We start from the raw sequence: 19,056 nt of genomic DNA on the forward strand, positions 1-19,056 counted from the left end.
AGGGTTCACTCGACATTTGAACGGGGCGTTTAACGCTGCCTGAAAGGCCGACTGTCACGCTGGTGTCTGCAACGGACCTGCTGCAAGTATCCCTGTCAAACTGTGCAACATTCCCTGTCGCGCCACATTCGTAACAAAACTCTTGAACCCCGCGCTGCAATCCCCAAGTATGTAAATGTGAATAACATTCACGATGGGACACAGTACAACCTTGAAAGGGGAACAACACATGACAACGCTTGCAGCACCGTCAAACTGGTTTCGCCGCGCGGAGCTTTGGCTTGACGGATACGGAAAACCGGCCTGGATCGCCGCGATGGTCCTTGGCTTCATCCTGTTCTGGCCGATCGGCCTCGCTCTTCTTGCTTATATGATCTGGGGGAAATCCATGTTCAAATCATCCTGCCGTAAATCCCGCGCCACCGGCTTTGCCAACACCTCTTCGGGCAACAGCGCGTTCGACGCCTACAAAGCCGACACGCTGCGCCGTCTGGAAGACGAACAAGCCGCGTTCGATGCGTTTCTGACCCGTCTGCGCGATGCCAAGGATAAGGCTGAATTCGACCAGTTCATGGCCGACAACCGCAAACGCCGCGACACAGAGGTGGCAGAGACCTCGCCAATGGGTTAACCCGTGCCAGTGTCGGTAGAGCGACCCAGGAACCGCCCCATCAAGGGGCGGTTTTCGCGTTGTGGTCACTTGGCCGCATGACACAATATTTTGCGCGCTTTGCTGCGAATGGTGGTTGGCAGGCGCAGGCTGCCCCCTTACTGTGAAAGCGCGCGCATGGATCAAGGCAAACCAGCATGGCCAGATCCCAATTTGGGGTAAAGACACAGTTTTCGCGGCCCGTGCGCCAGATCGTGATGATGTTGCTTGTCATCGGTCTGGTCGCTGTCGGGTCCTATGTGGCTTACCCGCGCGTCTCTGGCATATTTCTGGCCAATGTCTGGCTGAACGGCCTGATTTTCTGCGTGTTCGTGGTCGGGGTACTGGCCACGTTCTGGCAGGTCATCCAGCTTAACCGTTCTATCGTCTGGATCGAGGGTTTCGCGGCAGAGCGCGCGGGGCATGAAGCAACTGTCCCGCCGGGCTTGCTGATGCCACTTGCGGCGCTGCTGCGCGGGCGGGGCAGGGGGGCGCAGATCGGTTCGGCCTCGGCACAATCTATCCTCGATTCGGTCGCGACGCGGCTGGACGAATTGCGCGACATTACGCGCTACATCATCAACCTTCTGATTTTCCTTGGCCTTTTGGGCACGTTCTACGGGCTTGCGACAACCGTGCCAGCGGTGGTGGAGACCATTCGCTCGCTTGCGCCGGACGAAAACCAGACCGGCATCGACGTGTTCTCTAACCTCATGTCCGGGCTGGAAGCGCAACTGGGCGGCATGGGGACGGCGTTTTCCTCATCGCTTCTGGGGCTTGCAGGATCACTCGTCGTCGGGCTGCTGGAATTGTTCGCGGGCCACGGTCAAAACCGGTTCTACCGGCAGTTGGAAGAATGGCTGTCCTCTATCACGCGGTTGGGCTTTGCCGGTGGCGATGTCGATCAGGGTCAGGAACTGGGCGCGATCGTGCAGGTTCTTGATTCGATGGCCGAACAGATGGAGGGGATGCGCCGCCAGCAGCTTCAGGCCGACACCGAACGCGCACAGCTCGATCAGGCCCTGGGCTTGCTGGTAGAGGCGATTGACCGGCTGGCCGGCGGCAGCATGGGCGGGAACGACCCGGCGCTGGAACGGATCGCGGCGGGGCAAGAACAGATCCTGGCCTATTACCAGCGCGATGACGGTCAGGGTGGCCCGCATTCGGATGCCGAAATCCGGCTGCGCCTGCGCAATATCGACGGTCAGCTTTTGCGAATAGCCGAAGAGCTTTCGGCAGGACGGCTGGAAACGACGGCGGACCTGCGCTCTGACCTCTCGACCCTTACACTGGCTGTGCGGCAATTGTCGCGGTCAGGCTTTGGAACGGCGCGCAAGGACGGGGCGTAGCCATGGCGTTGTCGCGCAGGGGGTCCCAACGCGATGTCAGCGGTGCGATCTGGCCGGGTTTTGTCGATGCGATGACAGCTCTTTTGCTGGTGCTGATGTTCGTGCTGTCGATTTTCATGATCGTTCAATTCGTGCTGCGCGACACGATCAGCGCGCAAGACACGCAATTGCAGGGGCTGAGCGCAGAGGTCGCGCAATTGGCCAATGCTTTGGGGCTGTCGCGCGCGCGGGTCGATGCGTTGGAAGGGCAAGTCTCTGGCCTGCAAGACGAACTTGGCGGCGCAGAGGCACAGATTGCCTCCCAACTTGCGACAATTTCGGGCCTGACCCGCGATCTGGCCACGCGAGACGACGCGCTCGCGGAGGCCAGCGCCCGCATTACCGATTTCGAAGCGCAGGTTGCCGCCCTGATCGGGGCGCGCGACACGGCCTTGGCCGAGGGCGAGGCGCTGACGGCTGAACTGGCCGAAATGGATGCCGCACAGCGCCGGTTGATCAACGAGCAAGAGGCCTTGCAACTGGCCTTGTCCAACCTGCGCGACGAGTTGGACGTAGAGACAGAGGCCGCGCGTCTGGCAGCAGCGCGCGCTGATGCGATAGCGGCGGCGCTGGCCGACGCACAGGCAGAGGCGGCGGCGAAAGATGTCTCGCTTGCGCAACTGGCCGCGCAGCTGCAAACCGCAGAGGAGGCCAGTGCGGCCTTGGCGGGCGAACGCGCGCGCTTGCAGGATTTGCTGGCCCAAACGGCCGATTCAGAGGCCGAGTTGCAGGCGCGGTTGACCGCAACGCTTGATAGCCTGAACGCAACAGAAACTGCGTCTGACACCTTGCGCGCGGATCTGGAGGCGGCGCAATCCGAACTGACCTTGGAAGAGGCCGCGCGTATCACGGCACTGGCGCGGGCAGAGCAACTTGCGCAAGAACTTGCAGCGATCGAAAATCGCCTTACCGAAGAAGCAGCACTGCGCGTTGCGGCGCAGGCGCGGGCCGAGGAATTGGCTGCGGCGCAAGAGGACGGCGCACAGGCACAAGCCAATTTGCGAACACAGATCCAGACACTGGAAGCTGACCTCTCCGACGCGGAACGCGCACGGCTGGCCGAAGCGGCAGCAGCGGAAGCATTGCGCGAAAGGCTGGCCCAGACCGAAGGCGCGTTGAACGAAGAGGAGCGCGCGCGCCTCGCAGATGTTGCCGCCGCCGAAGCCTTGCGGGCCCGCTTGGAGGAGGCCGATGCAGAATTGACAGCCTTGACGCTTGCGCTGGAAGAAGAGCGCGCGCGGGCCGAAGAAACCCTGACCCTGCTGGCTGCAGCAAGAAGCGCGCAAGATGATCTGGAGGCCGAACTGGACCGCGAGATCAGCGACCGCGAGCGCGTTGCGGCGCTTTTGTCATTGGCGCGCAGCACGCTTGCCGAGCAAGACGCCGCAAGCACCGAGGATGCACGACAGCTTGAAGTGCTGAACCAGCAGGTCTCTGCGCTGCGCGGGCAGGTTGGCGGGCTTCAAGACCTTCTGGGAGAAGCCCGCGCGCGGGCGGAGGCGGCTGACACACAGATTAAATCGCTCGGCTCGGAATTGAACCTTGCGCTGGCGGAATTGGCAGCAGAACAAAAAGCGCGCGCCGATCTGGAAGCGGCCGAACGGCGCAGGCTGGAGCGGTTCCAGTCAGAGTTTTTCGGACGCCTGCGCGACGTGCTCGAAGGCCGCGATGAGATACAGGTTGTGGGCGACCGCTTCGTGTTTTCGTCAGAGGTGCTGTTTGAATTGGGATCTGCGGAACTGTCGGATGCCGGACGCGCGCAAATCGCCAATGTGGTGCGCATCCTGCGCGAGGTCTCTGACCGCATTCCGCCCGATATTGACTGGATATTGCGGGTTGATGGCCATACCGACAACCTTGCCTTGGCCCCCGGCGCAGAATTTGCCGACAACTGGGAGTTGAGCCAAGAGCGCGCCTTGTCCGTGGTGCGGTTCATGACCGACAGTCTTGGCTTTCCGCCCGAGCGGTTGGCGGCAACCGGTTTTGGCGAATACCGTCCCGTCAACACCGCCAACACGCCCGAGGCCCGTGCCCAGAACCGTCGGATTGAGCTGAAGCTGACAGAGCGGTAAGTGCCGGTTATTCGTCCTCGTTCTGAACCACAAATTGCAGATTGCCTGCATCGGCCATGGCGCGGATTGCCCCCGAGATGCGGGACTGTGCGGCGTCAAGCTCTTTGGCAGTGGGACGGGGCAGGGTGGCTGCATCCTCGCGCATGCCTTCGGCCAATCGTTTGCTGATATTGTCGAGCAGGAAATCCATGGTTGCGCGGCAGGTGCTGTCATTGGCGGCCAGAATCAGGCGCAGGTCATCTTCCGACAGGTTGCGCATGACCAAAGCGACATCGCGCGCGGCGACACGCGTGGAAATGTCCTGAAATGTGAAGATGGATTTGCGCACCCCGCGGGCAAAGCCCTGATCCGACTGCTCCAGCCCAGACAAAAGCTGATCGCGCAACGCCGACGGAGAAGAATTGAGGATTTCCCCGATCCGCCTGCTCGACGGACTGTCAAAGGCCCGGAGCGGCTTGTCGCAGAGTTGGTCTGCCAGCGCGCGCCCGATCCGGGCCACCGCATCGGGCGCGATTGCTTCTGTCCGAGAGATTGCAAGCGCCAGCGTTTGTGCCAGATCGCCGGGCAGGGCGCCAAGAAGGGCCGCGGCCTTGTCGGTGCTGAGTTTTGACAGAACCACTGCGCCGACCAGCGTGCTTTCCTGTTTCAATATGGCCGTCAGATCAGCCACCTCGGTCAGTTCGATATCCGTCCAAGGATCATCAACGTCGCCACCCCGCGACAGTGCGCGCAACTGCCGGGTTGCCTGCGCATCCAGTTTGCCATCCAACAAAGAGAGCGCGTCTTCTATATTTTCGGGAAAGGACATGCCGACCTGATCCAGCATTTCCACGAATTCATCTATCACCGCGCACATTGTGGGCCGATCAATCAGCCGCAAAGACGCGAGCGCGCGCGTCATGTCCGTCTGGTCCTGCGCCGGGATGCTGGAAAACGGGAAGTTCACACCCTCTGCCAGCAGAACACGGACGATGACCGCCGCTTTTTGGGCCCCTGTCAGGTGATCGGTGCGGGCGCGGGGGGCGAAGGACGCCCCGGCAGCCGACGGAGACGGTGCCCCAGCGCGCGGATTGGCGACCGCGTTTTTCGAATTCGACATGGCAAGGTGGGTCCATCACAAACAGCACCCGCACAGTCTAGCCGCGATCCCGTCAACAAACGGTATACGTACATTAAAAAACGCCCCTTCAAGAGGGGCGTTTGGGTTAGCTGGTGGCCGGGGTGATACAGCTTTCGCTTGCGGTATCGTATATTTGCCCTTCGGCGCAGGCATTTGCCGTTTGTTCCTGATGCCAACTGCACCCGGCGGCTGCGGCCATCCCCGGAAGAAAGCCGAGAACGAGTGCTGCGAGAGTCGTCTTCAGTTTCATGCGTCACCTCTTTTCTTGAATGCTTGAGAGCTTAGCACGAATCTTGCGTTTTCAATACATGTTTTGAAATTACGCGCCAAACACCCGAGCAAAGATCGTTTCGACATGCTTGGTATGGTATTCAAGGTCGAATTTTGAGCGGATCGCCTCTTCGCTCAGCGCGGCGCGGACATCGGCATCGGCCAGCAATTCGTCAAGGAAATCGGCACCGTGCTCCCAAACCTTCATCGCATTGCGCTGCACCAATGTATAGGCGGTCTCGCGGCTGACACCGGCCTGGGTCAGCGCCAGAAGCACGCGCTGGGAATGGATCAGGCCACGAAACTTGTTCATGTTGGTCATCATGTGGTCGGGATAGACCACCAGCTTGTCGATCACGCCGGTCAGGCGGGCGAGGGCGAAATCGAGCGTGACCGTCGCATCCGGCCCGATCATACGCTCGACGGAGCTGTGCGAGATGTCGCGCTCGTGCCACAGCGCCACGTTCTCCATGGCGGGGACCACCGCCATGCGCACCAGCCGGGCCAGACCCGTCAGGTTCTCGGTCAGCACCGGGTTGCGCTTGTGCGGCATCGCCGACGAGCCTTTCTGGCCCTTGCTGAAAAACTCTTCGGCCTCCAGCACTTCGGTGCGTTGCATGTGGCGGATTTCGATGGCGATGTTCTCAACACTGCTGGCGATCACGCCAAGCGTGGCAAAGAACATTGCATGGCGGTCGCGTGGGATGACCTGCGTGCTGATCGGTTCAGGTTGCAGCCCCATCTGCGCGCAGACATGTTCCTCGACCTCAGGGTCGATATTGGCGAATGTGCCGACAGCCCCTGAAATCGCGCCCGTAGCGACCTCTGCGCGTGCGGCCACCAGCCGGTCGCGGTTGCGCGCCATTTCGGCGTAGAACCGCGCCAGCGTCAGGCCCATCGTGGTCGGTTCGGCATGAATGCCGTGGCTGCGGCCCATGCGAATGGTGAATTTATGCTCCATCGCGCGGCGTTTCAGCGCATCCAACAGCGCGTCCATATCGGCCAGCAGCAGGTCGGCGGCGCGGACAAGCTGCACGTTGAATGTGGTGTCCAGCACGTCGGAACTGGTCATGCCCTGATGCACAAAGCGCGCTTCGTCGTTGCCGATGATCTCTGCCAGATGGGTCAGGAAGGCGATGACGTCGTGCTTGGTGACAGCCTCGATCTCGTCAATCCGCGCCACGTCGAACTCTACATCTTTGGCTTTCCACACCGCCGCCGCGCTTTCTGACGGGATAACGCCCAGTTTTGCTTGCGCATCGCAGGCATGCGCCTCAATCTCGTACCAGATACGAAACTTGGTTTCCGGCGACCAGATGGCGACCATGTCGGGGCGGGAATAACGCGGGATCATGCGGGCGGACCTTTTATCATAAACGGTTGCGCGCCTGATAGCCGCTTGCGCAGGGTGCCGCAAGGCGGGCCGCTGATGTGGTCGTGTATTTAACATAATACTGATTATGGGCATATTTGTCATGTCGCAATGGGTTGCGTGTTTTGCTAGCCTGATATCGGTTTGAACTTTAGGAGATTTCGGCAGCATGCTGTCCGCCACCAAACAGACTTGGCATGACGAATTGCCTGCCTGTGTGGATGTTTGCATCCCGTTCTTCAAGGATGACCCGGTGGCGCTGATCGATGAACTGACCCAACAGGACGGCGCCGAAAACTACCGGCTGTCGCTGTGCGACGACGGCTCCGGCGTGCCCGATCTGTCCGCGCGCGTTGCTCAGGCCCTGGCCCGTCACCCCGGCCCTGCGGTATTGCATACGCTTCCGCGGAATTGCGGACGCGCCCATGCCCGCAATGTCATGCTGCAAGATGTCCGTTCGGATTGGGTGTTGATGCTGGATGCCGACATGTCGCTGGACCGCCCCGATTTTGTGACAGGGTATCGCGACGCCGCCGAGGCGCATGCAGAGCCCTGCTGCATCGTCGGCGGATTTCGGGTCGATGCAGCGGATGTGACCCCTGAAACCGTCCTGCATGCGGCGCAATCCATGAAGTCGGAATGCAAGCCGGCCCGGCTGCGCGCGCGCGACCCCGGACGCCACGTCTACAGCTCTTCGGTATTCGTGCATCGCTCCATCGTGACACGGCATTTGTTCGACCCGCAATTTCAGGCATGGGGCTGGGAAGATGTCGAATGGGGCTGGCGCATTGTGAAAGAAAGCCCGGTTTACCATATCGACAATCCGGCGCGCCATCGGGGGCTGGAACCTGATAACATCCTGATCCAGAAATATGCCGAGTCGGTCGATAATTTTCGCAGGATCAAACGGTTATACCCGGAAAATGTCGCGCGTATGCCGATTGCACGGGTATCTTATGCGCTGTCCTACCTTCCGTTTCAGGGAGTTTTGGGACGCATGTTCAAAGCGACCTCGCTCTCTGTGTGGCTTCCGGTGGTGTTGCGGTTATATGCGTTGAAACTGTATCGCGCTTCGCAATATGCATGGGTGTATCATGAATGATCCGGACCACGATGCGCGGCGGACCCTGTCGCGCCGCGTTGCGCGGCGCCTGACCGGCATGGTCCGGGTCGCGCCCATTCTGCGTTCCGATGCGCGGTTCCATGTCTCCATTGCCTTTGACGATTGTCCCGAAACAGCCGCCACGCGCGGCGTGGAACTGGTCGCGAAGTTTTCAGCGCAGGCTACCTTTTTCATCGCCACGGGGCTGCTGGGTCAAGATGGTGTCTCTGGCCCCATCACCACCGCGCCGCGCCTGCGCGCGCTTGCGGATCAGGGCCACGAGATCGCGCTGCATACTCATTCGCACCGCGATCTGACACATCTTTCGATTGCCGAGGCGATTGAGGATATCGATACCAATATCAACGTTTTGCAGGACATTCTTGGCGCTCAGCCCAGTCCGCATTTTGCCTACCCGTTTGGCGAAACCACCCTGCCCCTGAAACGCGCGCTTCTGCCCCATGTCACGACGGCGCGCGGGGTCCGTGGCGGGGTGAACCGTGCGTTTGCAGACCGTATGCAGCTTTTCGCCTGCGACCTTGGCAGTCACCGGCCAGACTATGTGGCCGCAGCCCACAGGTTGATAGAACATGCCGCAAATTCAGGGGGATGGCTGATCTTGTTCACCCACGATGTGACCGAGAACCCCAGCCCCTATGGCGTGACACCCGCAATTCTGGAACGCTTGCTGCAAGACGCAGTCTCGCGCGGTGCAGAGTTGCGCCCCGTGGCAGAGGTCTGGTCGCAGCTCTCCGAGCCTCATCTATAATATTCAAAACTTGCAATATGTAGTGGAGCGAATATATAGGGGCTAACCCAGACACCCCCGACCCGGTTTTCCGGTGTGCGGTGGAACCAGATACAGGTTTGCCCAATGCTCAAGCGCTATCTTCCGATACTGACATGGTTGCCCGGCTATACGCGCAACGATTTGACCAATGATGCGATTGCCGCCGCTGTCGTGACTATCATGCTGATTCCACAGGGCATGGCCTATGCAATGCTGGCGGGTCTGCCGCCGCAAGCGGGCCTGTATGCCGCGATCCTGCCGCTGCTGTTGTATGCCGTGTTCGGCACCTCGCGCCCGCTTGCCGTGGGGCCGGTGGCGGTTGTGGCGCTGATGACGGCGGCTTCCGCAGGGGCTGTGGCGCAGGCGGGCAGCGCAGAGTTTCACTATGCAGCACTTTGGCTGGCGCTGATCTCAGGCGGGTTGATGCTGGCAATGGGGCTGTTCCGGCTGGGCTTTATCGCCAATTTCCTGTCGCATCCGGTTATATCTGGGTTCATCACCGCTGCCGGAATATTGATCGCGGCCAGCCAGTTACGCCATCTTTTGGGCGCACCGATCGGGGGTAAAACGCTGCCCGATCTGGTGCCCTCTCTGGTCGCGAACATCACCAGCATTACCCCGGCCACGGTGCTGCTTTCGGCGGCATTGCTGGCCTTTCTTTTCTGGTCGCGCAAAGGCGCTGCGCCGCTGTTGCAACGGTTCGGGATTTCAGCGCCGGTCGCGAAACTTTTGGCAAAGACCGCACTTCTGGTCGCGGTTGTCATCTCTACGTTGCTGGCCTGGGGTTTGGGGCTGGAACGGTTCGGCGTTGCGATCCTTGGGGAGATCCCGCGCGGCCTGCCCGAATTCGGGCTGCCGCCGGTCGATACCGGGCTGATCCAGATGCTGTTCGTTCCCGCCATCATGATCGCGATTGTCGGCTATGTCGAAAGTATTTCAATCGCCCAGACGCTTGCCGCCAAAAAGCGTCAATCGGTCAACCCTGATAACGAGTTGATCGCGCTGGGATTGGCAAATCTGGGCGCGGGCCTGTCGAACGCCATGCCGGTCACAGGCGGCTTGTCGCGCACGATCGTCAACTATGACGCGGGCGTCAGCACGCCGGCTGCGGGCGCGATGACGGCGCTGTCCATCGGGGCTGCGATCATGGTGCTGACACCGCTGATGTATTTCCTGCCACGCGCAACGCTGGCGGCAATCATCATCGTCGCGGTCCTGAGCCTGCTGGATTTCCGCGCCCTGCCCCGCACATGGGCCTATTCGCGCGCGGATGGCGCGGCGATGGCGGCAACCATGCTGTTCACATTGATGATGGGCGTGGAAATGGGCCTGCTCGCAGGCGTCGGCCTGTCGCTCGGGCTGTTCCTGTTCCGCACCTCGCGCCCGCATATGGCGGTCGTCGGGCAAGTGGCCGGGACAGAGCATTTCCGCAATGTCGAGCGCCACGAGGTTACGACCGACCCTGCGGTATTTGCCATCCGTGTGGACGAATCGCTCTATTTCCCGAATGCCCGCGCGCTGGAGGACCGGATCGTGCAGGCGCTGTCAGAGCACCCTGACCTGCGCCACGTCGTGCTGCAATGCACTGCGGTCAATTATATCGACGCGTCTGCGCTCGAAAGCCTGGAAGCGATCAACACGCGGCTGAAGGATGGTGGTGTCACCTTCCACTTGTCAGAGGTGAAAGGCCCGGTCATGGACCAGCTTTCACGAGCGCATCTGCTGCAAGACCTGACGGGCGAAGTCTTTCTGACGCAGTTCGACGCGATGGCGAAACTATCGCCCGACCTGACACGCGACTGCCTTGGACAAGACCGCTGCGACACGCTTTTGCGCTCTGCCTAAGGACGCGACGGAAACCGGGCCTTGCTGCGTTTGCAAGGAACACGCGCGCGAAACCTGCGAATAAAGGACGACAAATATGTCGCTGAAAAGCACACAAGCCCGCTATGGCACCATTGCCATGGCGTTTCACTGGTTGACCGCGATTGCTATTCTGGGTCTGATGGTCACAGGGCAGCTTATGGACGGGCTGCAAGATGCGGCGCGCCAGATCACCATTCTGCAATGGCATGTGCCGCTTGGCTTGGCGGTTCTGGCTCTGACGTTGGCACGGATCGGTTGGTGGATATTCGCCGACAGCTACCCGGCACACCTGAGCACTGGCTGGCAGGCAGTTGCGGCGAAAGCCGGTCACGCCGCCCTCTATGCGCTGCTATTGGTCATGACGCTCTCGGGTGTGGCGATGATGGCCCTGTCCGGCGCCGGAGAAACCGTCTTTTTCGGCAGCGCAACCCCGCTGCCCGATTTCGGTGACTATCTGCCGCGTATCCCGCACGGGCTTGGGTCCAAACTGATGCTGGCCTTGGTCGTGCTGCATATCGCTGCCGCAATCTGGCACCAACGGTTCAAGCGCGACGGAGCAATGACCCGTATTTTGCCCGCTCGCGAATAATCCTGGTATCCATAGGTTGACCGCACAAAGAAAAACGCCACTCCTGATCGGGAGTGGCGTTCTGTTTCAATGGCTTGTGCCAGAAACTTAAACCAAATCGCTTAGGCGGCTTCGGTGATGAACTTGACCGCATCGCCAAAGGTCTGGATGTTCTCGGCGGCGTCATCGGGGATCTCGATCCCGAATTCTTCCTCGAACGCCATGACCAGTTCAACCGTGTCCAGGCTGTCGGCGCCCAGATCGTCGATGAAGGACGCGCCTTCCGTGATCTTGGCTTCGTCGACGCCCAAATGCTCGACAACGATCTTCTTTACCCGATCCGAGATATCGCTCATGTCAGTCCTCGTGTTGTTGTGGCCAGCCTTGGCCCAGAAATGTCCCTCGCCCACCCTAGCGGGCCTGCGTTGCGCGCCCAATAGGGTGATTGCGCGGCTGCGTCAAGCCCCGCGTGCGCGCGTCCTAGACCATTGCCATGCCGCCGTTCACATGCAGCACCGCGCCGGTCATGTACCCGGCCTCTGTGCTGGCCAGATACAGGACCGCGCTGGCCACCTCTTCGGGGGTGCCCATGCGCCCTGCCGGAATGCGGCTGTTGATGGCGGTTTTCTGATCTTCGGTCAGCGCGTCGGTCATCGGCGTGGCGATGAAACCGGGGGCCACGCAATTCACCGTTATCCCGCGCGAGGCCACTTCCTGCGCCAGCGCCTTGGATGCACCGACAAGCCCTGCCTTGGCCGCGGCATAATTCATCTGCCCCGGATTGCCGGTTGCCCCCACCACAGACGTGATGTTGACCACCCTGCCCCAGCGCGCCTTCATCATGCCGCGCATGGCCGCGCGCATCAGCTTGGCAGAGGCGCTCAGGTTCACGTCGATCACATCCTGCCATTCGGCATCGGACATGCGCATGGCAAGGTTATCGCGGGTTATACCAGCGTTGTTCACTAGAATATCCACCCCGCCCATCGCCTCGGTCGCGGTCTTTATCAGCCCGGCCACGGCCTCTGGGTCCGACAGGTTGCAGGGCACGACATGGGCGCGCTCGCCCAGTTCGGATGCCAGCGCGGCCAGCGGCGCTTCGCGCGTGCCCGACAGCGCGACCGACGCCCCTGCCGCGTACAGCGTGCGCGCAATCTCCGCGCCGATCCCGCCAGACGCTCCGGTAACGAGTGCGCGTTTTCCTGTCAGTTCGAACATGGCCGCCCTTTCCAATGATGGATATACTTTGTCTTGATATCCGCCCCTATAACAAGCAGTTGAGGGGCAGGCCAAGATGAAAGCACAAAAGATGACCGACAATCCTTCTGTGTCCCAAAAGCAGATGCACAGCGCTTTCATGGCGGGTGTCGCGGCAGCCGATCCGCATGCAGCGGTGCTGCGCGCGCTGTCTGACGGCGCTTTCATGGTCCCAGAGGGGCGCATTTTCGTGCTGGCCATCGGCAAGGCGGCAAGCGCGATGATGCAGGCCGCGCTCGGGGTGCTGCCCAAGCCCCATGCCGCGCTGGTGGTCACGAATTACGAGAATGCGGGCCAGGTCACGGGCGCGCGCGTGCTGGCTGCGGGCCACCCCGTGCCCGATGAAAACGGGCTACAAGCCGGGCTTGCGGTGCAGAAAATGCTGGCGCGCACAACGCGGGAGGATGCGGTTCTGGTGCTGGTCTCTGGCGGCGGGTCCGCGCTGGTTCCCGCGCCGGTGCCGGGCGTGACGCTGGAGCAAAAGGCAGAGGTCAACCGCCTGCTGCTGGGCGCAGGGCTGGACATCACGCAGATGAACCTTGTGCGCCAACATCTGTCGCGACTGAAAGGCGGCGGGCTGCTGCGCACCGCTGCGCCCGCCCCCGTGACCGCGTTGATCCTGTCCGACGTGGTGGGCGACGATTTACGCGTCATCGCATCCGGCCCGACCGTTGCCCCGATCGGCACACGCGCGCAGGCCATGCGGCTGCTGGAAGATGCCGGGCTATGGGGGCAGGTGCCCGATACCGTGCGCACGGTGCTGCGTGCCGAGACCGAAGCGCGCGCGCTGCCAGAGGCCGCGAACCATCTGGTCGGGTCAAACGCGCAATCGGTGGCGGCAGTGACCCGCGCCCTGCCCGATGCTCAGTCTGACCCCACGCCTCTGGTGGGCGACGTGGCCGAAGCCGCCGCGCGGATCGTGGCTATGGCCAACCGTCCCGGCGTGACCGTGCTGGGCGGCGAGACGACTGTTGCACTGCGCGGCACCGGACTTGGCGGACGCAATCAGGAACTTGCGTTGCGCGTGGCATTGACGTTGCAGGGGCAGGCAGGCTGGCGCTTTTTGTCTGGCGGCACCGACGGGCGCGACGGGCCGACAGACGCCGCTGGGGCCGTGGTTGATGGCGGCACGGTCGCGCGCATTCAGGCTGCGGGCGGCGATGCTCAGGCATTGCTGGCCAACAACGACAGCTACGCGGCCTTGCAGCTTGCGGGCGATCTGCTGGTGACGGGTGGAACCGGCACCAATGTCGCGGATTTGCAGATACTGGCGGTTGACTAACACTTGGTGCACGGCAGACGGCGCCAGAGCGACGCCTTGCCCCTACCCTCTTGCCGACCTGCGGCCTTTGCCCTATGCGCTTTGCCCATGACACAGCATGATTTCTGCCTCATCATCGACTTCGGCTCGCAGGTTACGCAACTGATTGCGCGGCGCCTGCGCGAGTGGAATGTCTATTGCGAAATCCACCCGTTCAACGCCGTGGATGATGCGTTTCTGACCGCGCGCGCGCCCAAGGCGATCATCCTGTCGGGCGGCCCCGGTTCGGTGCCAGAACCCGGCAGCCCCCGCGCGCCGCAGATGGTGTTTGACATGGGCGTGCCCGTGTTCGGTATCTGCTACGGTCAGCAGATTATGATGCAGCAGCTTGGGGGCCAGGTTGAATCGGGCCACCACGCGGAATTTGGCCGCGCCTATATAGAGCCGACGGGCAGCCATGCCGATGACCGTATTTTCAACGGCCTGTTCGATGCAGGCCGCGAACAGGTCTGGATGAGCCATGGCGACCGCGTGACAGCACTTGCACCGGGGTTCGAGGTGATCGCCACATCCCCCAACGCGCCCTTTGCCATCGTCGGCGACGCTGCGCGGCATTTTTACGCGGTTCAGTTCCACCCCGAAGTCCACCATACCCCCAAAGGCGCGCAGATGTTGGGCAATTTCCTGACGCTTGCGGGGTTTACCGGCGACTGGACCATGGGCGCCTACCGCGCAGAAGCGATTGCCAAAATCCGCGAACAGGTCGGCGACAAGCAGGTGATCTGTGGGCTGTCGGGCGGCGTGGACTCGTCCGTCGCCGCCGTGCTGATCCATGAGGCGATCGGCGACCAACTGACCTGCGTTTTCGTCGATCATGGGCTTTTGCGGCTGAATGAGGCGGAAGAGGTCGTGACCATGTTCCGCGACAATTACAACATACCGCTTGTTCATGCCGACGAATCCGAGCTGTTTCTTGGCGAGCTTGAGGGTGTCAGCGACCCCGAAACCAAGCGCAAGATCATCGGGCGGCTGTTCATCGACGTGTTCCAGAAATACGCGAAAGACATCGAGGGCGCAGAATTCCTCGCCCAAGGCACGCTCTATCCCGATGTGATCGAATCGGTGTCGTTCAGCGGTGGGCCGTCCGTCACCATCAAATCGCACCATAATGTCGGCGGCTTGCCCGAAAAGATGGGGCTGAAGCTGGTCGAACCGCTGCGCGAGCTCTTCAAGGATGAAGTGCGGGCCTTGGGCCGCGAATTGGGCCTTCCCGCCAGCTTCATAGGGCGCCACCCCTTCCCCGGCCCCGGTCTGGCCATCCGCTGCCCCGGAGAGATCACGCGCGACAAGCTGGAGATACTGCGCCGCGCCGATGCGGTCTATATCGACCAGATCCGCAAACACGGCCTGTATGACGAGATATGGCAGGCCTTTGCCGCGATCCTGCCCATGCGCACCGTGGGGGTGATGGGCGACGGGCGGACCTATGATTATGCGCTGGCCCTGCGCGCGGTCACATCGGTCGATGGCATGACGGCGGATTACTATCCGTTCACGCACGAGTTTCTGGGCGAAACCGCGACCCGCATCATCAACGAGGTGCGCGGCATCAACCGCGTGTTCTACGACACGACCAGCAAACCACCCGGCACGATCGAGCTGGAATGAGTGGGGTTACGCTTACCGGCACCCTGACCTGCGCCACAACGGGCGAGGCAGCACTTGTGCGTCGCTTGCTACCTGCGCATATCGCCGCCAGTCGTGCTGAACCGGGATGCCTGCGCTTTGACGTGACGCCCCGCGCCTGTGGACGCGTGTGGGACGTGTCCGAAGAATTCACCTGCGCCGACGCATTTGACGCCCATCAAAGGCGCACTCAGGCAAGCCTATGGGGCAGTGCCACAGCCCATATCACGCGTGCGTTTACCCGTAGCGAGGGCCCAGCGGGCTGAAACTGTTAGCCGTCGAGTGCTGCACGGTAGCGGTCCAAAACCGCACGTCTTAGCGAGTCCTCGAACGCGTGGTCAGCCAGATTATCAGCAACGCTGTTCGCCTTCGCGATGATTGCTTCGCACGCGTCCGGATTGGCGCGCGCCCAAGCCAGCTTTTCCGGCAGGTCAGAGAAATCCTCGGCGATGGGAACATAATGCTCCCAAGGCTCAAGCGCCGCGCTGTAGCAAACCTGCCAAGCCATATCCTGACGCAGGATAAGGCAGTTCGTTCCAAGCAGCCAAGGCAGGTTCGACCCGCAATCATGGCCTTGTATCACCAGTTGGTATCGCGCATTCAGCATCTTCTTGCGCGGCATAGGCGGTGTAACGCGATACCCAAACTCGCCCGGCGAGGGCAGCGAAGCTTTTTCCGCGAATGCCAGATCGTAGCCCGGTTGTGTCTGGAAACTATCCAGCAGAGCAAACCGCGGCACCTGTTTCAAACGGGCCGCACAGCTCACGCGGTCAAGTTTGCCCGCAGCATACGCGCGCAGACTGAAGATCGCGCGCGTGCCGTTGCGGTCATGCCCCGTGGGCGCCCCGCGCCAGAAAACGATATCGCGTTTTTGCGCGAAAGGCAGCGGGTCATGCAGCCCCGACCCGAAATAGGTACCCGATCCGATCCTCTGGTAGTGGGTGCTCAGTGGCCAGATAACGCCGCCGCGATTTTGCGGCAACCGGTTATACTGGAACACTGGCACAAACCGCCCGTCATCGGCCACCAGCCCCGAGCGTGCGCGGTGGTCGCGCATATCGGCCAGAAATGGCAGCTCGAGCCCTGACAGATCGTTGAGCACTTGCGCCGCGCGCAGGAACTCCTCTCCCTCGGTATTGGGGTGCCAGCCTTGCGCGGTGCGCACAAGGCCACGGGCGATGTCGTCGTTGAGAAAGACCTTTTCCGTCGCTGGATCATAGCCGAACATGTTGTGGTGATCGGTCGTTTGCAGTTGCGCAGCCAGCGCCCCGTTGTCCCAGAACATCATGTCGGCCCAATGCGCCGGAAAACGGTGTTGCAGCATCGCGGCAAAAAGTTTCTCGCGATTGGCCATCTTGTCCCCGCTGGCTTGGATATGTCGCGTTCGCATAGCCGGTTTCAAAAGCTCTTTCACGGGTTTTCGCGCCATGCTACAGATTTGAATAGGGCAGGAAAAGCTGCCGCAGTAACATGTCCGGCCGGCGGGAGGTATCGCGCCGTAACCGGGCACATTCAGGGAGAACGACATGAAAAAGCTGCTTCTTGCCAGCACCGCGCTGGCACTTTCCGCAGGGATCGCCACGGCCCAAGAGGTAAAGATGGGCGTTCTGCTGGGCTATACCGGCCCGATCGAAGACATCACCCCCTACATGGCTGACAGCGCCGAACTGGCGATGAGCGAAATCAGCGACAGCGGGATGTTCCTTGGCGGCGCGACCATCACCCCGGTGCGCGCCGATTCGACCTGTGTGGACAGCTCCGCCGCGCAAGCCGCTGCCGAGCGTCTGATCTCGTCCGACGGGATTGTCGCAATGGTCGGCGCGGATTGTTCCGGCGTGACCATGGCCGTGCTGCAAAACGTGGCCATGTCGGCAGGTGTGCCGATGATTTCGCCGTCTGCGACCTCGCCCGCGTTCACCACGACCGAATCGAACGGCATGTTCTTCCGCACCGCGCCGTCGGATGCGCGCCAAGGCGTGATCCTGGCCGATATCGTGATGGAGCGTGGCTTCGACACCGTTGCGCTGACCCATACCAACAACGACTACGGCTCTGGCTTTGCAACGGCCTTTGCCGAAGCCTACACGGCGGCAGGCGGCACCATCACCACCACCGTTCCGCATGAAGAAGCCAAGGGCGACTACTCCGCCGAAGTTGGCACGCTGGCTGCGGCCGGTGGCGATGCCCTTATCATTCTGGGTTACACCGATGGCGGCGGCTCCGTGCTGCGCACCGCCTATGAGCTGGGCGCGTTCGATCAGTTCTTCATGGGCGACGGCATGTATGGCGATGCGCTTATCGCCAATACCGGAGAGGCGCTGGAAGGCACCGTGGGCACCATTCCATGGGCGCAAGGCGATGGCGCGGACGCGTTCACCGCCGTTGCCGAAGCCGCCGGTGTGCGCGCCGATAGCAGCTATACCCGCGAAAGCTATGACGCTGCCGCCATTCTGGCACTGGCCGCCCAGGCCGCAGGCGAAGCAACACCCGCCGGTATTGCCGCCAACGTGCTGAACGTGGCCAACGCGCCGGGCGAGCCGATCCTGCCGGGCGAGCTGGCCAAGGGTCTGGAAATCTTGGCAAATGGTGGCGAGATCGACTATGTCGGCGCAACCAATGTCGAACTGGTCGGCCCCGGCGAAGCGGCAGGCAGCTTCCGTGAATACATCGTCGACGGCGGCGAATACACCACGGTCAAGTTCCACTAATCCACTTGGTTGAAACTGGTTTTGCGGCCCATGGGGAAACCCTTGGGCCGCAAGCCATACGCGGGACCGTATTGCATATGTCCATGATCCGGGTGGAAAACCTGCACAAGCATTTCGGCGGCTTTCACGCCGTTGATGGCGCAAGCTTGGAAATCGCCGAGCGCTCTATTACCGGGCTGATCGGCCCGAATGGCGCGGGCAAGACGACGCTGTTCAACGTGATCGCGGGCGTGCTGCCGCCGACATCCGGCAAGGTCATCATGCAGGGCGAGGATATCACCGGCCTGCCCCCCCACGCACTGTTCCACAAGGGGCTGCTGCGCACCTTCCAGATCGCGCATGAATTTCATTCGATGACGGTGCGCGAAAACCTGATGATGGTGCCGCCGCGCCAGTCGGGCGAAAACCTGTGGGACGCATGGTTCCATGGCGCGCGCGTGCGCGAGGAAGAACGCCGCATCCGCACCCGCGCCGACGAGGTGCTGGAATTCCTGACCATCGACCATATTGCCGATGAAAAAGCGGGCCAGATTTCCGGCGGGCAGAAAAAGCTGCTGGAATTGGGCCGCACCATGATGACCGACGCCAAGATCGTCTTTCTGGACGAGGTTGGCGCGGGCGTGAACCGCACGCTTCTGAATACGATTGCCGATGCGATTGTGCGGCTGAACCGCGAACAGGGCTATACATTTGTCGTGATCGAGCATGACATGGATTTCATCGGCCGGATTTGCGACCCCGTGATCTGCATGGCAGAAGGCCGCGTGCTGGCCGAGGGTAGTCTGGACGAGATCAAGGCCAACGAGCAGGTGATCGAGGCGTATCTGGGCACTGGCTTGAAGAACAAGGTCAAGGACGGCGCGGCATGAGGCCGGTCGCGTGTCGCCGCGCGGCGGATGCCTCCGGCGGGAGTATTTTTAGCAAGATGAAATGGGCGGGGTGTGAGC

Annotated in this window: 18 protein-coding genes; 12 read left to right on the forward strand and 6 right to left on the reverse strand. The window is 61.6% G+C overall.

The genetic code is table 11. The features are described 5' to 3' along the window. Window positions 1–229: 229 nt before the first annotated feature. From ROE7235_RS14340 to ROE7235_RS14350, 3 genes are all read left to right on the forward strand, one after another. The gene (locus ROE7235_RS14340; protein ID WP_121096194.1) at window positions 230–631 is read left to right on the forward strand and encodes a DUF2852 domain-containing protein; all 402 of its coding nucleotides are present in this window, start codon (window positions 230–232) and stop codon (window positions 629–631) included. Window positions 632–807: 176 nt separating this feature from the next. Continuing rightward, a complete protein-coding gene (locus ROE7235_RS14345; protein WP_121096195.1) occupies window positions 808–1,998 on the forward strand; it encodes a BAR domain-containing protein in 1,191 nt (396 codons plus the stop codon). A 2-nt stretch (window positions 1,999–2,000) separates the two neighbouring features. Continuing rightward, window positions 2,001–4,109, forward strand: a complete 2,109-nt coding sequence (locus ROE7235_RS14350) for a peptidoglycan -binding protein (RefSeq protein WP_121096196.1) — start codon at window positions 2,001–2,003, stop codon at window positions 4,107–4,109. Window positions 4,110–4,116: 7 nt separating this feature from the next. Here the strand turns inward: ROE7235_RS14350 and ROE7235_RS14355 are convergent, their stop codons facing one another. From ROE7235_RS14355 to purB, 3 genes are all read right to left on the reverse strand, one after another. After that, window positions 4,117–5,208, reverse strand: a complete 1,092-nt coding sequence (locus tag ROE7235_RS14355; protein WP_121096197.1) for a FliG C-terminal domain-containing protein — start codon at window positions 5,206–5,208, stop codon at window positions 4,117–4,119. A gap of 106 nt (window positions 5,209–5,314) precedes the next feature. Beyond that, window positions 5,315–5,479 carry a hypothetical protein gene (locus ROE7235_RS20180; protein ID WP_183073525.1) on the reverse strand — a complete coding sequence of 55 codons (165 nt, stop codon included), beginning with the start codon at window positions 5,477–5,479 and terminating at the stop codon, window positions 5,315–5,317. A gap of 69 nt (window positions 5,480–5,548) precedes the next feature. Next, window positions 5,549–6,853, reverse strand: a complete 1,305-nt coding sequence (purB, locus tag ROE7235_RS14360; protein ID WP_121096198.1) for an adenylosuccinate lyase — start codon at window positions 6,851–6,853, stop codon at window positions 5,549–5,551. Between the two features lie 187 nt (window positions 6,854–7,040). Here purB and ROE7235_RS14365 point away from each other — a divergent pair, with 187 nt between their 5' ends. From ROE7235_RS14365 to ROE7235_RS14380, 4 genes are all read left to right on the forward strand, one after another. After that, window positions 7,041–7,973 (forward strand): glycosyltransferase family 2 protein, encoded by a 933-nt coding sequence (locus tag ROE7235_RS14365; RefSeq protein ID WP_121096199.1) that lies wholly within the window; start codon window positions 7,041–7,043, stop codon window positions 7,971–7,973. Further along, the gene (locus ROE7235_RS14370; RefSeq protein WP_183073523.1) at window positions 7,966–8,742 is read left to right on the forward strand and encodes a polysaccharide deacetylase family protein; all 777 of its coding nucleotides are present in this window, start codon (window positions 7,966–7,968) and stop codon (window positions 8,740–8,742) included. The genes ROE7235_RS14365 and ROE7235_RS14370 overlap by 8 nt, the downstream gene beginning before the upstream one ends. Before the next feature lie 105 nt (window positions 8,743–8,847). Next, entirely contained in the window at window positions 8,848–10,608 is a 1,761-nt protein-coding gene (locus ROE7235_RS14375; protein ID WP_121096201.1) for a SulP family inorganic anion transporter, read from the forward strand. A 76-nt stretch (window positions 10,609–10,684) separates the two neighbouring features. After that, entirely contained in the window at window positions 10,685–11,218 is a 534-nt protein-coding gene (locus tag ROE7235_RS14380; protein ID WP_121096202.1) for a cytochrome b, read from the forward strand. A 101-nt stretch (window positions 11,219–11,319) separates the two neighbouring features. On the opposite strand, the gene ROE7235_RS14385 is transcribed toward ROE7235_RS14380, so the two are convergent. Both ROE7235_RS14385 and fabG read right to left on the reverse strand, forming a co-directional pair. After that, window positions 11,320–11,553, reverse strand: coding sequence for an acyl carrier protein (locus tag ROE7235_RS14385; RefSeq protein WP_121096203.1), 234 nt, complete (start codon window positions 11,551–11,553; stop codon window positions 11,320–11,322). Between the two features lie 124 nt (window positions 11,554–11,677). Then, entirely contained in the window at window positions 11,678–12,415 is a 738-nt protein-coding gene (gene fabG / locus ROE7235_RS14390) for a 3-oxoacyl-[acyl-carrier-protein] reductase (RefSeq protein ID WP_121096204.1), read from the reverse strand. A gap of 91 nt (window positions 12,416–12,506) precedes the next feature. Between fabG and ROE7235_RS14395 the strand changes: the two genes are divergently transcribed. From ROE7235_RS14395 to ROE7235_RS14405, 3 genes are all read left to right on the forward strand, one after another. Further along, window positions 12,507–13,736 carry a glycerate kinase type-2 family protein gene (locus ROE7235_RS14395; RefSeq protein WP_121096223.1) on the forward strand — a complete coding sequence of 410 codons (1,230 nt, stop codon included), beginning with the start codon at window positions 12,507–12,509 and terminating at the stop codon, window positions 13,734–13,736. An 87-nt stretch (window positions 13,737–13,823) separates the two neighbouring features. Next, on the forward strand, window positions 13,824–15,383 hold the full coding sequence (gene guaA / locus ROE7235_RS14400) for a glutamine-hydrolyzing GMP synthase (RefSeq protein ID WP_121096205.1): 1,560 nt from the start codon (window positions 13,824–13,826) through the stop codon (window positions 15,381–15,383). Next, window positions 15,380–15,667: a putative quinol monooxygenase gene (locus tag ROE7235_RS14405; RefSeq protein ID WP_121096206.1), complete on the forward strand. Its 288-nt coding sequence runs from the start codon at window positions 15,380–15,382 to the stop codon at window positions 15,665–15,667. The genes guaA and ROE7235_RS14405 overlap by 4 nt, the downstream gene beginning before the upstream one ends. Before the next feature lie 5 nt (window positions 15,668–15,672). Here ROE7235_RS14405 and ROE7235_RS14410 read toward each other — a convergent pair whose 3' ends face one another. Further along, window positions 15,673–16,755 (reverse strand): glycosyl transferase family 90, encoded by a 1,083-nt coding sequence (locus ROE7235_RS14410; RefSeq protein ID WP_183073524.1) that lies wholly within the window; start codon window positions 16,753–16,755, stop codon window positions 15,673–15,675. Window positions 16,756–16,927: 172 nt separating this feature from the next. Between ROE7235_RS14410 and ROE7235_RS14415 the strand changes: the two genes are divergently transcribed. Together ROE7235_RS14415 and ROE7235_RS14420 are read left to right on the forward strand one after the other, a co-directional pair. Continuing rightward, window positions 16,928–18,109, forward strand: coding sequence for an ABC transporter substrate-binding protein (locus ROE7235_RS14415; protein ID WP_121096208.1), 1,182 nt, complete (start codon window positions 16,928–16,930; stop codon window positions 18,107–18,109). 83 nt (window positions 18,110–18,192) lie between these two features. Continuing rightward, the gene (locus ROE7235_RS14420; RefSeq protein ID WP_121096224.1) at window positions 18,193–18,978 is read left to right on the forward strand and encodes an ABC transporter ATP-binding protein; all 786 of its coding nucleotides are present in this window, start codon (window positions 18,193–18,195) and stop codon (window positions 18,976–18,978) included. Window positions 18,979–19,056 lie beyond the last annotated feature (78 nt).

Source organism: Roseinatronobacter ekhonensis, assembly GCF_900499075.1.
GTDB classification, from domain to species: Bacteria; Pseudomonadota; Alphaproteobacteria; order Rhodobacterales; family Rhodobacteraceae; genus Roseinatronobacter; species Roseinatronobacter ekhonensis.

Bases quoted from the DNA above. Each gene is read 5' to 3' on its own strand.
- ROE7235_RS20180 (WP_183073525.1), bottom strand. From the start codon at position 5,479: ATGAAACTGAAGACGACTCTCGCAGCACTCGTTCTCGGCTTTCTTCCG.
- ROE7235_RS14355 (WP_121096197.1), bottom strand. From the start codon at position 5,208: ATGTCGAATTCGAAAAACGCGGTCGCCAATCCGCGCGCTGGGGCACCG.
- ROE7235_RS14420 (WP_121096224.1), top strand. From the start codon at position 18,193: ATGATCCGGGTGGAAAACCTGCACAAGCATTTCGGCGGCTTTCACGCC.
- ROE7235_RS14340 (WP_121096194.1), top strand. From the start codon at position 230: ATGACAACGCTTGCAGCACCGTCAAACTGGTTTCGCCGCGCGGAGCTT.
- purB (WP_121096198.1), bottom strand. From the start codon at position 6,853: ATGATCCCGCGTTATTCCCGCCCCGACATGGTCGCCATCTGGTCGCCG.
- ROE7235_RS14405 (WP_121096206.1), top strand. From the start codon at position 15,380: ATGAGTGGGGTTACGCTTACCGGCACCCTGACCTGCGCCACAACGGGC.
- ROE7235_RS14415 (WP_121096208.1), top strand. From the start codon at position 16,928: ATGAAAAAGCTGCTTCTTGCCAGCACCGCGCTGGCACTTTCCGCAGGG.
- fabG (WP_121096204.1), bottom strand. From the start codon at position 12,415: ATGTTCGAACTGACAGGAAAACGCGCACTCGTTACCGGAGCGTCTGGC.
- ROE7235_RS14345 (WP_121096195.1), top strand. From the start codon at position 808: ATGGCCAGATCCCAATTTGGGGTAAAGACACAGTTTTCGCGGCCCGTG.
- ROE7235_RS14370 (WP_183073523.1), top strand. From the start codon at position 7,966: ATGAATGATCCGGACCACGATGCGCGGCGGACCCTGTCGCGCCGCGTT.
- ROE7235_RS14380 (WP_121096202.1), top strand. From the start codon at position 10,685: ATGTCGCTGAAAAGCACACAAGCCCGCTATGGCACCATTGCCATGGCG.
- ROE7235_RS14365 (WP_121096199.1), top strand. From the start codon at position 7,041: ATGCTGTCCGCCACCAAACAGACTTGGCATGACGAATTGCCTGCCTGT.
- guaA (WP_121096205.1), top strand. From the start codon at position 13,824: ATGACACAGCATGATTTCTGCCTCATCATCGACTTCGGCTCGCAGGTT.
- ROE7235_RS14385 (WP_121096203.1), bottom strand. From the start codon at position 11,553: ATGAGCGATATCTCGGATCGGGTAAAGAAGATCGTTGTCGAGCATTTG.
- ROE7235_RS14375 (WP_121096201.1), top strand. From the start codon at position 8,848: ATGCTCAAGCGCTATCTTCCGATACTGACATGGTTGCCCGGCTATACG.
- ROE7235_RS14395 (WP_121096223.1), top strand. From the start codon at position 12,507: ATGACCGACAATCCTTCTGTGTCCCAAAAGCAGATGCACAGCGCTTTC.
- ROE7235_RS14410 (WP_183073524.1), bottom strand. From the start codon at position 16,755: ATGGCCAATCGCGAGAAACTTTTTGCCGCGATGCTGCAACACCGTTTT.
- ROE7235_RS14350 (WP_121096196.1), top strand. From the start codon at position 2,001: ATGGCGTTGTCGCGCAGGGGGTCCCAACGCGATGTCAGCGGTGCGATC.